Consider the following 12,886-nt stretch of genomic DNA (forward strand, 5'->3'; position numbering starts at 1 on the left):
CGACGTCGGCCACGTTTCGGCACGTACGCAACTTCCTGCAGCGGAGCCAAGTACCCGGCAGAGAGTGTGAGAACGTCGCGGCCCGCCTCAGACAGCAGCAGCGTCGGACAAGGCCAAACGGACCGTGATCTGTTTGCCGATCTCCCGAGGCACGATCTGGATACTTCTGCACAGCGCGTTGACGATCTCCATGCCGTGCTGTCCGATCCTGGCCGGATCGGGTTCCCTCACGACCGGCAACACCGCAGAGGTATCCCACACGGTGATCTCCACCATCCGATCGACCAGTCGCCTCAGCCGCGGCCACACCGTCGACGCGCACATCGCGCAAGAAGTTACTCGCCAGGTTCCGGGCAGCAGCGATCGCACCAGGCTCCCTGGCGAACCTCTCACTGATACGCATTCACCGTCTCCCCCAGGCAGACATGGCCGCCGGCCTCTGCCCCCTCGCCGTACCCACCGGCACACAATGCCGCCAGCGCACGATATCCGCTGCGCCACGCCCTCTTCCCCGAGCCTTGCCCCACAGCCCCAGAGACGCCGATCGCCGGGGCACATTTGCGGCATATCGAACACGCATGTCACCGCGCTGTCCCCGTCGACCCGATCTTCGGCATACTGAGCGGCATGTCGACAAGCGACCACGCTCCCACACAGCTTCCGGTGGTCACCGCTGCAGGGGACCTCGACGCCTCCTGCCTCTCCCCACTGGAGACCGAACTCCAAAAAGTCACCGCGACGGCTCCCGGAGTGGTACTCGACGTCAGCGGCGTCACCTTCGGCGACTCCAGCTTCCTGAACCTGCTCCTGCGCACCCACCAGAGCACCGACCTGCGTATCGCCGGCGTACCCCCAGCGCTTAAACGTCTCTTCCACCTTGTCGGCGTCGACACCCTGCTGCACATCTTTCCCGCCGTGAACGACGCCCAGGCACAGCCGCTGGCAACCCGCCCCCATGAGCAATCGCCGGGCATCACTCTTCCGTAGAGTCGACCAATGCTCGCTGCCACTCGCACGGCGCCTGTTGACCAGCATCTGCCCCATCTCTTGGGCCGCTGGATCATCTACTACAACTCCCCCACGACACCGTCGGCCTTGACGACCCGGGACGCGCGCACTACCTCGGCTGACCGAAGAAGCTGGCATGCCCGCGGGCCTCAGCTGCCCCGGCTTCGTAGCCACGGAGAATGCGGCAGAGGTGTATGTCCGAGGCGGAAGGTCACTCGAACGCCGACGCGCCACAATCAAGTCGAGCGCCTGCGCCCGTTAGGGGAGCGGTGTGCCGCCGGTGGCGTTCATGATTTCGCCGGTGATGAAGGAGGCGTTCGCCGAGGCGAGGAAGACGTAGGCGGGGGCCATTTCTGCGGGTTGTGCGGGCCGGCCCAGCGGGCTCTGCTTCCCGAACTCGGTGGTATCGGGCAGCGGCGCGGGGATGAGCGGCGTCCAGACCGGGCCCGGGGCAACCGCGTTGACGCGGATGCCGTCGGAAGCCAGCAGCTGGGCCGGCCCCTGGGTGAAGGTGACGATCGCTCCCTTGGTCATCGCGTAGTCGAGCAGATGAGGGCTCGGCTTGTATGCCTGCGCCGAGCTGGTATTGATGATGGAGCCCCCTGCCGGGATGTGCGGCAGGGCGCACTTGCACAGCCAGAACATCCCGTACAGATTGGTGCGCATCACCCGGTCGAACTGCTCGGTGGAGATGGCGGAGATACTTGTCAGACAGCCGCGAGGGCTGGCGGTGCGACATCGGGCACCGCGCACATTTTCAGGGCGGATCGTGCACCTGAAGTGCGGACTGTTCAGGACCTCGCCGGAGGCGGCTTCCTCCCACTGACACCACCGCTCCGGTGCAAATGAGACCCGCCGCCGAACCCGCCCCCGAATCTCACATGCCTTCCTTCGTGAAGACGTGTGATCCCACGAGAGGGACTGGGCGAAAACAACATTGGGTGAATCGCCGGACAGCAGGCGGGCGGAACACGCTCAGCGTCTCTCGGGGACCAACCCTAGAACGCGAGTCGCCTAGGTAGCACGGATTCCCGGCATCTCACTCCAACCTGCACTTATCTGACCTGCGCTGCATCGTCGACTCCGCTGGCACGGCGTCGATACCGCCGTCGCCCGCAACCAGCTCGCGGACCTCTGTTCGTAGAGTCGCGTTCTGCGCCTCCAACGAGTTCGGCGGCTGCGCCGGTTCGTGTGCCCGGCGTCCCCGGGAACGACTCACTTTCACTTGCCCGGACCAACCTCCGCGGCGTCTCGGATTGATCCCCAGATCAACTGCGACCGACCTGATCGCCGCACCGGACCGCGACTCGTACAGCGCGACCGCGGCCGCCTTGAACTCCGGCGAGTGGTTCTTCACGACCACGAGATGTCCGTCCTCAGATCCCCAGGACCCAGTGCCTCGTGTGTCCAACATCAGGGGTAAAGGCCCCTTGTTTCTCATTCTGGTTGGGAAGTGGCCCCGGGGGGCTGCGCCGGGGGGTGGTCCTGAGGGGCACTTTCAGGGAGAAGGGGGCCTGGCGAGTGTGCGCGAGTGCCTGCCGGTGGCGCCTACCCGGTCCTGGAGCGGCCGCCCGCTCTGATGGTCACATGACCCTTGATCGGCCGATGTATCGCGTCAAGCGGAGGCTCCTTGGCGAGCCGCTCACCACAGATCGCGTCAGTGAGGAGAAACTGAGCAACCGGACAGCGCTCGGTGTGCTCGCGTCCGACTGCATCAGTTCATCGGCCTACGGCTCCGAGGAGATGCTCCGGGTCCTCGTGCCGGTTGTCGGAGCAGCCGCGTTCACGATCGTTATGCCGGTGACCGGTGCGATCCTGCTCGTGCTGCTGCTTCTTACGCTCTGCTACAGCGATGTCGTCACGATTTACACCCGGGCCGGTGGCTCCTATGTGGTGGCCCGGGAGAACTTCGGGCCGAACGTCGCACAGGTCGCCGCGGTGGCCCTGTTGGTCGACTACGTCGTTACCGTCGCTGTCCAGGTATCGGCCGGCACGAACGCACTGATCTCACTCGCCCATCTGGTCGGCGACGGCTGGACGGGGCTCGATCATCTCCAGTTGCCGGTCTCCCTGGTGATGATCGTGCTGCTGGGGTACGGGAATCTGCGCGGAGTCCGCGAGGCGGGCCGGATGTTCGCGCTGCCCGCCTTCCTTTTCATCGCCGCCATGGGCCTTGTCTTCATCGTCGCGGCGGTACGCGCATTGACGGGCGAACTGCCGCATGCCGACTTGAATGCTCCTGGAGTCGTGCCCCTGGGGACTCCTGGCAATGGATGGCTCTACGGTGCGTCGCTGTTCATCGTGCTGCGTTCCTTCGCCAACGGCGGCTCGTCCCTCACCGGACTCGAAGCGATCTCGAACGGCATCTCGGCCTTCCGCGAACCGCAAGGCCGAAACGCCCGGCACACCCTCATCACCATGAGCTGCGTGCTCGCCGTTCTCGTCCTGGGCGTCTCCACCCTCGCGCACTTCACCCACGCCGTCCCCTACACCGACGGAACCCCAACCGTCATCGCACAAGAAGCAAGGCTCGCCTTCGGAAACGCAACGATAGGGACGATCGGGCTGATCTTCGTCCAGCTCGCGACGGCACTCATCCTCTACACCGGTGCCAACACCCCCTTCACCGGGTTCCCGTTCCTGGCCAGCTTCGTCGCACAAGACCGGTTCCTGCCCAGGCTGCTCACCCGACGCGGGCACCGGCTGGCCTTCTCCAACGGCATCGTCACGCTCTCCGCACTCTCGCTGGCCCTGCTGCTCGTCACGGGTGCCAACGTGGACAAGCTGGTGGCCCTGTATGCGATCGGCGTGTTCACTGCCTTCACCATGGCCGGGGCCGGCCTCACCGCATACCACCTGCGCGGGCGTGAACCCCTGCGCCGGACGAAGATCACGGTCAACGCACTCGCAGCGATCGTCTCCGCCGCCGTCGTGCTGATTTTCGCCGTCACGAAATTCACCGAAGGCGCTTGGCTAGTCGTCGTCATCTTCCCACTTGGGGTCTGGGTACTGATCCGGATCAACCGCGAGTACCGGCGCGAGGCCGCCGCCCTGGAACGGCTGCCCTTGGGCACAGACCGGCCGCGTACCCGCCGTCACCAGGTCTTCGTCCTCGTCGAGACGCTGGACCTGGCCACGCTGAAAGCCCTGCGGTACGCCCACGAACTGCGGCCTGACACCGTCCGCGCAGTGCACTTCGCCATCGACTTGGCACACGCACGCCGACTCTCCGCCCTCTGGGAGACGGCATCCGCGACCTCGGTCGAGCTGGAACTGGTCGCCTGCCCCGACCGCCGACTGCGGCACGCGATGCGAGAACTGGCCGTCCGAACCACACAGGACGGGAACACGTCACTGACGGTGCTCGTGCCCCGGCGCATGTACGCCAACGCCCTCGGCAAACTCCTCCACCGAGGCACTGGCGAGAAGATGTCGAGGACGCTGGACCAACTGCCGCACGTTGCAGTCACGATTCTGCCGTTCAACGCATCGCACGCCATGCAGGCTCTGGAGTCGGATCGCTTGCCCGACATGGACTGACGCGGGGTGCTCCCACGCCCGCTCCGGCCCGCAGGAGGGCCTTTCAGATCGTTCGGTGGTGATGTCGCAATCCACGCCGGACCCAGAAGGCCCTCACTCGTTCATGACCCCAAGCCGTGGAATCCGCCACCGCCCTCCCGGGAGGTCGATGACGGTCGAGGCTGCGGCAGCGCAGACCGGTGAGCTCGCCCCAGCGCAGTCCGGCGGGGGCGAGCTGGAGTCAGCACCGGCCTTGATTTCAGGCCGAGTCCGGCGTGGACCGTGGCACGAGAAGTTCCTGCAGTGCGGGCCCGACTCGCTGGACGATTGATTCCGTGTCTTCGCCGGTGAGCAGGGGCACTTGTACCACCCGGCGTCCGACGAGGATGCCGATCAGCATGGATGCGGCCAGTGCCACCCGGACTGCGGTGTCGTGGTCGTCGTCGTGCAAGCGCCGGTGGGCGTCTTCCGTCAGGCGCGACTCGATGAATTCCCGGAGTTGCGCGGTTGCCTGCTCGTTCGCGATCGCTCCGCGGAGCATCGCGAGCAGGGCATCTGCATCCTTGGGCTCGCTCTCCCACACGCTCAGGTGGGCCCGGGCGACCCGTTCGCCCAGCGAGCGCTCGGGGCCCTCGAATGCGCCGGCGAGGCGGGCGAGCGCGTCGGGCGAGATGGACATCACCGCGGCGAAGAGCTCGTCCTTGGACCGGAAGTACCGCATCACCAGTGCGGCGTCGACGCCGGCGTCCGCAGCGATCTTGCGGATGGTCGTGGCGTTGAAGCCGTCTGCGGCGAAGCGGCCTCGCGCGGCGTCGAGGACCGCCTGTCGGGTGGTGTTCTGCCCTGGCCGGCGTCCGCGGGGTGGCCGGGGCGCCGACGTTGTGGGGGGTTCGGACATGTGATCACTCTAGCGGTCTCCGTCATATATCAACGCCGGTTGATTTAATTGGATCGCAGCTCTACGCTCGCCGGCGGTGGATCATCCGACCCGGCCGTCCGGAGTGAGCCGACTGCGCGTCGGTGAGAGGAGCTCAGTCGTGAGCGATGACGAGAAGGTCTTCGTCCCGTCGTACCCCTATGAGGCAGGGCCTGCCCGAGGCGTGCTGAGCCCCTTCGAACCCGGCACCCGGACGCTGCCCGCCGGCTTCCAGGTAGCACCGGGGTTCCTGCCGCTGCCGGTCGAGATCGTGCTTGAGAAGGACGTCGCGGTGATGCTGCGCGACGGCGTCACGATCTACACCGACGTCTTCCGCCCGGCGGGCAGCGAGCGGGTACCCGTCATCGTGGCGTGGAGCCCGTACGGCAAGAGCGGGGGCACCGCCCCGACCACCACCTCGCTCTTCGACATGATCGGCGTGAACAACAGCGCCCTGTCCGGTCTGGGCAAGTTCGAGGGACCGGACCCGGCGTTCTGGTGCGCGAACGGGTACGCGATCTGCAATCCCGACCCCCGGGGCGTGGCCAACTCCGTTGGTGACAGCTACCTGTGGGACCGGCAGGAGGGCCGTGACTGCCACGACCTCATCGAGTGGCTCGCCGACCAGGAGTGGTGCAACGGCAAGGTCGGCATGAGCGGCACGTCCTACCTCGCGGTGTCGCAGTGGTTCACCGCGGCGGAGCGGCCGCCGCACCTTGCCGCGATCAACCCATGGGAAGGAATCAGCGACGTCTACCGGGATCTCGTCCTGCGCGGCGGCATGCCCGACCTCGGCTTCACGAAGCAGCTGCAGCGCAACTTCGCCGGCGCCGGCCACCGAGAAGACGTCGCCGCCGAAGCCGAACAGCGCCCTCTCTTCAGCGCGCTGTGGGAGGAGAAGATCCCCCGCTTCGAGAAGATCACGGTCCCGGCGTACATCGTCGCGAGCTACTCCAACACCCTGCACACGCAAGGCACCTTCCGGGCCTGGCGGCGCATCGCCTCGCAGGAGAAGTGGCTGCGCATTCACAGCACCCAGGAGTGGCCGGACTACTACGACGAGGCCAACCGTGAGGACCTGTGCCGGTTCTTCGACCACTACCTCAAGGGCGAGGACAACGGGTGGGAGCAGACTCCCCGGGTGCGCTACGCCACGCTCGACCTCCATGGCACCGACCGGGTCGAACAGCCCGCAGACACGTTCCCGCCCGCCGGTGTGGAGAACACGAAATTCTACCTGGACGCCTCCTCACGCACGCTGCGGAGGGAAGCCCCGGGCTCCGCGGGCAGCGTGCGGTACCCGGCCCAGGCACTCCCGGGCTGTGTCTCCTTCCTCGCCGGGTTCGACGAGGAAACGGAACTCGTCGGTTACCCCAAAGCCCACCTGTGGGTGGAGGCAGAGGGCACGGACGACATGGACCTGTTCGTCCTCGTGCAGAAGCTCGACACCAACGGGACAGCGCTGCAGCAGTTCACCGTCCCCCACCGGAGCGCCTTCCTGCAGGACGTCACCGATCAGAGCGCCTCGGTGCTGCGCTACAAGGGCTCCAACGGGCGTCTGCGCGTGTCCACCCGCCACCTCGACGGCGACCTCAGCACCGACGAGATCCCCGCGCACACCTTCGACCGGGCCGAGAAGCTCGCAGCCGGCGACGTAGCGGAGATCCAGATCGATCTCTCCCCCGTCGGCCTGGTGCTCCACCCCGGCGAGCAGCTGCGCCTGGTGATCAGCGCACATAACCTCCTCGGCGCGATCATGCCCGGCGTCCCGTTCCACGAGCCGCAGAACACGGGAATCCACCTCGTGCACACCGGCGGGGCCCGCGCCTCCTACCTGCAGCTTCCGCTCAAGACCGCATGACAGTCCGCCGTTCCGGTCGCGGCACTGCCGGCCGGACCGGCGGTTTCCCATCCCGTCGCGAACGCCCGCGTGCAGCCTCTGCCCTCCGGCGCGCTCTGCGCGACCGGCTTCGCACCTGCGGCAACCGATGACTTGAAGGCAAGGAAGACAGAAAACGATGACTCTCACAGGCGTCATGGCCGGGCCGATCGCCGGCCTGAAGTACGAGACCCCCACCCGTCGCGGACTCACCAACGAACGCGGCGAGTTCCACTACGAGGAAGGCGAGCGAGTCGCGTTCCTTCTCGGTGGCACCGCGATCGGCAACGTCCCCGCAGCGCCCCGGCTGCATCTCGCACAGATAGTCGCCCGCGTCGACGGCGACCTCAGCAAGCTGAAGGACCCGGGCGTCACGAACATCGCCCGCCTGGTGTTCTCCCTCGGCCGCAACGGCATCCGCGACAACGGGACCGACATCGCACCCGAGGCCCACGACATCATCGGCGACCGGCCCATCGACTTCCGCCACGACGCCAACTTCGCCGGCGTCCACCAGGCCGACAAGATCCAGGGATTCACCGAGGACCCCGTCCTCGCGGGGCTTCTCGCCGACCTCGACCGGGCCGGCGTCTTCATCGACGCGACGCCGCGCCAGTTGTGCACTCCCGCGAACGCGCGGAACGAACTGCGCCGCAATGCGATGGGCATCCTCCGCTTCCGCGACGTGAAGATCCCTCTGCAGAACGGCTCGCACGTCTTCGCCGACGTCTTCCGTCCGGCAGAGCCCGGAAACCACCCGGTCATCGTGAGCTGCGGCCCGTACGGAAAAGCCTTCCACCACCACTCCGTCTGCAGTGACGCCGACCTGGAGCGGCACGAGCAGATGGAAGAGGACTACTTCCTCGGCAACGCGGAGGGCCAGCAGTTCGAGAACCACGAGACCGTCAACACCGCCACGTGGGTCCCCGACGGGTACGCCGTCGTCCGCGTCGACATGCCCGGCGCCGGCAGGAGCCCCGGTCAACTGGCCCCGTGGGGACTGGCCGGGGCCGAAGCGTTCCGCGACGCGATCGAGTGGGCCGGCGTCCAGCCCTGGTCGAACGGGGCCGTCGGCTTGTGGGGCATGTCCTATCTCGCCGTCAGCCAGCACGCCGCCGCGAGCCTGCAGCCCGCACACCTCAAGGCGATGATCGCGATCGGCACCGACGTCGACCTGTACGAGGAGGTCGCCTACAACGGCGGCATCTACAACGAGCACTTCTTCCCCAACTGGAAGCAGGCCGGGTTCGTGCCCGCGATCTGCGGCGAACCCGACATCGCCGACTTCACCCGCATCATGAAGGAGAGCCCCTTCAAGGACTCCGACCCCGACCTCATCTACGGGCCGCGCGCGGAGATGTTCATGAGCCCGGACATGAGCGAGGTCACCGTTCCCCTGTGGTCCGTAGCAGCCACCACCCACCTCGCCCACTTCCACCAGCTCGGCAGCAGCGAGGCATACCTCGCCACACCGACCCCGCACAAGAAGCTCGACTTCTGGGAGGACTGGTTCCAGAAGTCCTACGCAGCCGACACCGTCATCCGCCACAAAGCGTTCTTCGACCACTGGCTCAAGGGCATCGACAACGGAATCATGGACACCCCGCCGGTGCGCCTGGAGATCCGCACCGGCAACGGGTCCTCCTACATCCAGGAGGAGAACGAATGGCCGATCGCCAGGACGAACTACACCAAGTGGTACTTCGACGCGAGCCCGTCCGACTGGGCCGGAGACCCCGCGCGCACCGACTACCTGCGGCTCTCGTCGTCTGAACCGGGCTCTGAGCGGGAGGAAGGCTACTCGGCCGACGTCGAGTCGGCGGACCCCCGTGCGACCGGCCTCTCGTTCATCAGCGAGCCCGTGGCCGAGGACTCGGTCCTCGCCGGATACGGCAAAGCCGTGCTGTGGGTGTCCTCCACGAGCGAGGACATGGACATCTACGTCTCCGTGCGCGTCATCGACGAGCAGGACCGGGAAGTCGACTTCCTCGGTATCACCACGATGAACTACCCGGGCCGTATCGCCCCGATGACCAAGGGGTGGCTGAAGGTGTCGCACCGCAAGCTCGACACTGCACGCTCCACTCCGTACACGCCCAAGCACACCCACCTCACGGACGACCACGCACCTCTTCGCGACGGCGAGGTGGTCCCGGTCGAGATCGAACTCATCCCCAACACCGGACTGATCCGGACGGGCCAGCGCCTGCGCATCGACATCCAGCCGTACGACGGCGCCGCCCACGGCGTGCCCCACGCCTACGACGCCACCTACCACGCAGGCACCACCAACACCGTGCACACCGGACCGGACCGTATCGGCTACGTGCAGCTCCCGATCGTGCCGCGCCGCCCGGCGCCGTAGACGTCACGCAGCACCCGGGCCGGCCCCGGCAGCGCCTTCCGCTGCCGCGGTAGCAGCACGCACGACACGGCTTCGCCACCGTCCCGGCCCGTTGCGACGCGCCCGCGAAGATGCTCTCCAGCGGTCGCGCATTGACATCCAACTCAGTCGCCGCAGATCAGCGCGCCGCACCCGACCAACTTCACTGTCGAAGGGCATGGGGGAGCCATTGCGGAGCGTTACCGCGAATGTCCCGTCTCCAAGGATCTGGTCCCCGTCTCAAGTGATCTGGTCCGATTCGCTTGCGGTCTCAGATGGCCTGGTTCGCCGGGTGATTCATTGCGTAAAGCCAGCCTCACGGTCGGCGGCAATGACCTCGTGGTGGAACCGCTTGTGGACCCAGTGGCGTTCGCCGAGGAGGTTCATCTGGCCCCATCGACCGGAGACCGGACCGAGCTGAGTGCGGCGCGGCAACGTGGCCACCCGAGACTGCGGCTTGGCGCCACCCGAGAGTTTGCTGCTCTCCAGTGCATAGATGGCGTCCTTGGTGACTGCCACGCAGCGGTACTTGATCCAGAACATCGTCAGGCCCGTGAGATACGTGATGAGGAAGAAGATGAAGCTCGGCGCGGCCTGGCAGATGAACACCTGCCGGATCTCGCTTCCCTCAGGCAGGAAGGGCGCCGAACGCTCCACCAGGTCGCTTCGCGGGCTCACGTGAGTGCCAGGTTTATGAGTCACCAGCAACTCGTACCACGTCGTTGTCAGGCGCGACGGCCTCTCAAGATCTTGGGTGCCTACCAGGCGTGGTTGAACACCAAAAGCTGGACCTAGATCCGTCTCCGCCGGACCAGATCGACTGAGACGACGGCCAACATTCATGCCTGCGGGACCAGATCAACCGAGAAGTCCGACATCCTGGCGTCTCAACTCATCTGGTCGCCGCAGGTCAGCCTCCTGACCACGAACCAGATCATTTGCGACAGGACAGCGAAGTTCGACTGGGAGGTGACCGGTTCGCGTGAGACCGCGTGCACCGTGTCGTTCGAAGACCTGAATTGACGTTCCATCAGGTATCTGCCGGCCGCTGCTTCGGCGGGCTGTTCGCCGGGTTGCGGGCCTCGGGTGCCCGTTCCCAGGTCGAGGCGTACGGTGCGCGAGTGGATATTGTGACGATGATGCTGGTGATCGGTACGGCGCGGCCGCATGTGCCGGGTGAGCGCACGGGTGCCCGCGCCGAGGAGGAGACATCGTGAGCCGTCATCAGCCTGCGATCGCGCCCGGCGAGCCGGACGCTTCGGAGTCCGCGGGAAGCCATGGATCGGGTGCGCGCGACTCGGTGAAGCTCGCCGTCGTGGTCGGCGCTCTGGGTGTGGTGTTCGGCGACATCGGGACCAGCCCGATCTACACCCTGCAGACGGTGTTCAACCCCGACGATCCGCACCCCGTCCCGGTGAGCACGCAGAATGTGTACGGGGTGGTCTCGCTCATCTTCTGGTCGGTCATGATCATCGTGACCGTCACATATGTCCTGCTTGCCATGCGCGCCGACAATGACGGCGAGGGCGGCATCATGGCGCTCATCACGCTGCTGCGACGGTGGAGCGGGCAGCGGGGCCGGAAGGCCGCGGCGATGCTGGCGGGGCTCGGCATCTTCGGCGCCGCGCTCTTCTTCGGCGACAGCATGATCACCCCGGCGATCTCGGTGCTGTCCGCGGTCGAAGGGCTCAAGGTCGTCGAGCCGTCCATGGGCAGCCTGGTCGTACCGATCACCGCGGTGATCATCGTGGTGCTGTTCCTGGTGCAGCGGCGCGGGACCGAGGCGGTGGGCCGGGTGTTCGGGCCCGTGATGATCGCCTGGTTCACGGCCGTCGGCGCCTTCGGCGTGGTCGGGATCGTCGGACACCCGCAGATCCTCAAGGGCCTGTCGCCGACGTACGCGCTGGGCTTTCTGACCGGCCACTTCGGCATCGCCTTCTTCGCCCTCGCGGCGGTGGTGCTGGCGGTGACTGGTGCGGAGGCCCTCTATGCCGACATGGGGCACTTCGGCCGTCGCTCGATCACCCGCGGCTGGCTCTTCCTGGTGTTCCCCGCCTGCGTCCTCAGCTACTTCGGCCAGGGCGCGGAGATCCTGGCGGACCCTTCCAAGATCAGCAGCCCGTTCTTCCTGCTGCTGCCCGGCTGGGGCCGGCTGCCGATGGTGCTGCTCGCCACCGCCGCCACGGTGATCGCCTCGCAGGCCGTCATCACCGGCGCCTACTCGGTGGCCGCCCAGGCCGCCCAACTCGGCTATCTGCCGCGGCTGCGCATCACCCACACCTCGGAGTCCTCCCGGGGCCAGATCTACGTCCCGTGGATCAACTGGGTGCTGATGATCTCGGTCCTCACCCTGGTCTTCGCCTTCCGCAGCTCCGCGGCGCTCGCCTACGCGTTCGGCATGGCGGTGACAGGGACGATCACCATCACCACCCTGCTGTTCTTCTACATCGCCCGCTCGCAGTGGGGCACCCCGCGCTGGCTGGTCGGCATCGGCGCGGGCTTCCTGCTCCTGGTCGACCTGCTGTTCTTCGCCGCCAACATCACCAAACTGCTGCACGGCGCCTGGTTGCCGCTGCTCATCGGCCTGACGGCGTTCACAGTCATGACGACCTGGCACCGGGGCCGCGGACTCGTCACCGCGGAGCGCGAGCGGAAGGAAGGTCCGCTGCGCGACTTCGTCGACAGCCTGCAGCCCGGGAAGGCGCCCGCGGTTGCAGTTGTTCCCGGTACGGCGGTCTTCCTCAACCGTGGCAAGGAGACCGTGCCGCTGGCCATGAGGGCCAACGCCGAGTACAACCACGTGCGACACGAGCATGTGGTGATCCTCTCGATCGAGACCGCGCTGATGCCCCGTGTCCCGGACAGCGAGCGAGCCACGGTGGACAGCCTCGGCGACTCCGACGACGGCATCACCCATGTCAGCGCCCGCTACGGCTACATGGAGACACCCGACGTTCCCGCACTGCTGGCGACGCTCGACCCGACACAGACCGAGGGAGAGCTGCAACTAGACCAGGCGACGTACTTCCTGTCGAAGATCGAGCTGCAGCGGGGTCCGGCGTCGACGATGGCCCCTGGCGCAAGCGGTTGTTCGTGGCGACGTCCTACATCACGGCCGATGCCGCGGAGCACTTCGGGCTGCCCCGCGAGCGCACCGTGATCATGGGTTCGCAGATCGAGG

9 protein-coding genes and 1 pseudogene are annotated in these 12,886 nt (G+C 66.7%); 5 read left to right on the forward strand and 5 right to left on the reverse strand.

All coding sequences use genetic code 11. From position 1 onward, the window contains the following. Positions 1 to 87: 87 nt before the first annotated feature. Positions 88 to 276 (reverse strand): hypothetical protein, encoded by a 189-nt coding sequence (locus tag LNW71_RS02885; protein ID WP_250966770.1) that lies wholly within the window; start codon positions 274 to 276, stop codon positions 88 to 90. 351 nt (positions 277 to 627) lie between these two features. Between LNW71_RS02885 and LNW71_RS02890 the strand changes: the two genes are divergently transcribed. After that, positions 628 to 987 carry an STAS domain-containing protein gene (locus LNW71_RS02890; protein WP_250966771.1) on the forward strand — a complete coding sequence of 120 codons (360 nt, stop codon included), beginning with the start codon at positions 628 to 630 and terminating at the stop codon, positions 985 to 987. 279 nt (positions 988 to 1,266) lie between these two features. Here LNW71_RS02890 and LNW71_RS02895 read toward each other — a convergent pair. Together LNW71_RS02895 and LNW71_RS36775 are read right to left on the reverse strand one after the other, a co-directional pair. After that, a pseudogene (locus LNW71_RS02895) lies at positions 1,267 to 1,710 on the reverse strand (SDR family oxidoreductase); the annotation flags it as partial. A gap of 337 nt (positions 1,711 to 2,047) precedes the next feature. After that, positions 2,048 to 2,449: a transposase gene (locus LNW71_RS36775; protein ID WP_374119328.1), complete on the reverse strand. Its 402-nt coding sequence runs from the start codon at positions 2,447 to 2,449 to the stop codon at positions 2,048 to 2,050. A gap of 146 nt (positions 2,450 to 2,595) precedes the next feature. Between LNW71_RS36775 and LNW71_RS02900 the strand changes: the two genes are divergently transcribed. Beyond that, positions 2,596 to 4,548: an APC family permease gene (locus LNW71_RS02900; RefSeq protein ID WP_250971881.1), complete on the forward strand. Its 1,953-nt coding sequence runs from the start codon at positions 2,596 to 2,598 to the stop codon at positions 4,546 to 4,548. A gap of 238 nt (positions 4,549 to 4,786) precedes the next feature. On the opposite strand, the gene LNW71_RS02905 is transcribed toward LNW71_RS02900, so the two are convergent. Next, the gene (locus tag LNW71_RS02905) at positions 4,787 to 5,425 is read right to left on the reverse strand and encodes a TetR family transcriptional regulator (protein ID WP_250966772.1); all 639 of its coding nucleotides are present in this window, start codon (positions 5,423 to 5,425) and stop codon (positions 4,787 to 4,789) included. A 139-nt stretch (positions 5,426 to 5,564) separates the two neighbouring features. Here LNW71_RS02905 and LNW71_RS02910 point away from each other — a divergent pair, with 139 nt between their 5' ends. Together LNW71_RS02910 and LNW71_RS02915 are read left to right on the forward strand one after the other, a co-directional pair. Next, positions 5,565 to 7,304: a CocE/NonD family hydrolase gene (locus LNW71_RS02910; protein ID WP_250966773.1), complete on the forward strand. Its 1,740-nt coding sequence runs from the start codon at positions 5,565 to 5,567 to the stop codon at positions 7,302 to 7,304. 157 nt (positions 7,305 to 7,461) lie between these two features. Beyond that, positions 7,462 to 9,687: a CocE/NonD family hydrolase gene (locus LNW71_RS02915; protein ID WP_250966774.1), complete on the forward strand. Its 2,226-nt coding sequence runs from the start codon at positions 7,462 to 7,464 to the stop codon at positions 9,685 to 9,687. Positions 9,688 to 10,002: 315 nt separating this feature from the next. Here LNW71_RS02915 and LNW71_RS02920 read toward each other — a convergent pair whose 3' ends face one another. Continuing rightward, positions 10,003 to 10,383, reverse strand: a complete 381-nt coding sequence (locus LNW71_RS02920) for a hypothetical protein (protein ID WP_250966775.1) — start codon at positions 10,381 to 10,383, stop codon at positions 10,003 to 10,005. Positions 10,384 to 10,918: 535 nt separating this feature from the next. Between LNW71_RS02920 and LNW71_RS02925 the strand changes: the two genes are divergently transcribed. Further along, positions 10,919 to 12,865, forward strand: coding sequence for a KUP/HAK/KT family potassium transporter (locus LNW71_RS02925; protein ID WP_250966776.1), 1,947 nt, complete (start codon positions 10,919 to 10,921; stop codon positions 12,863 to 12,865). Positions 12,866 to 12,886: the final 21 nt, after the last annotated feature.

The sequence above is a fragment of the Streptomyces sp. RKAG290 genome, from assembly GCF_023701695.1.
In the GTDB taxonomy this organism is placed as follows: domain Bacteria; phylum Actinomycetota; class Actinomycetes; order Streptomycetales; family Streptomycetaceae; genus Streptomyces.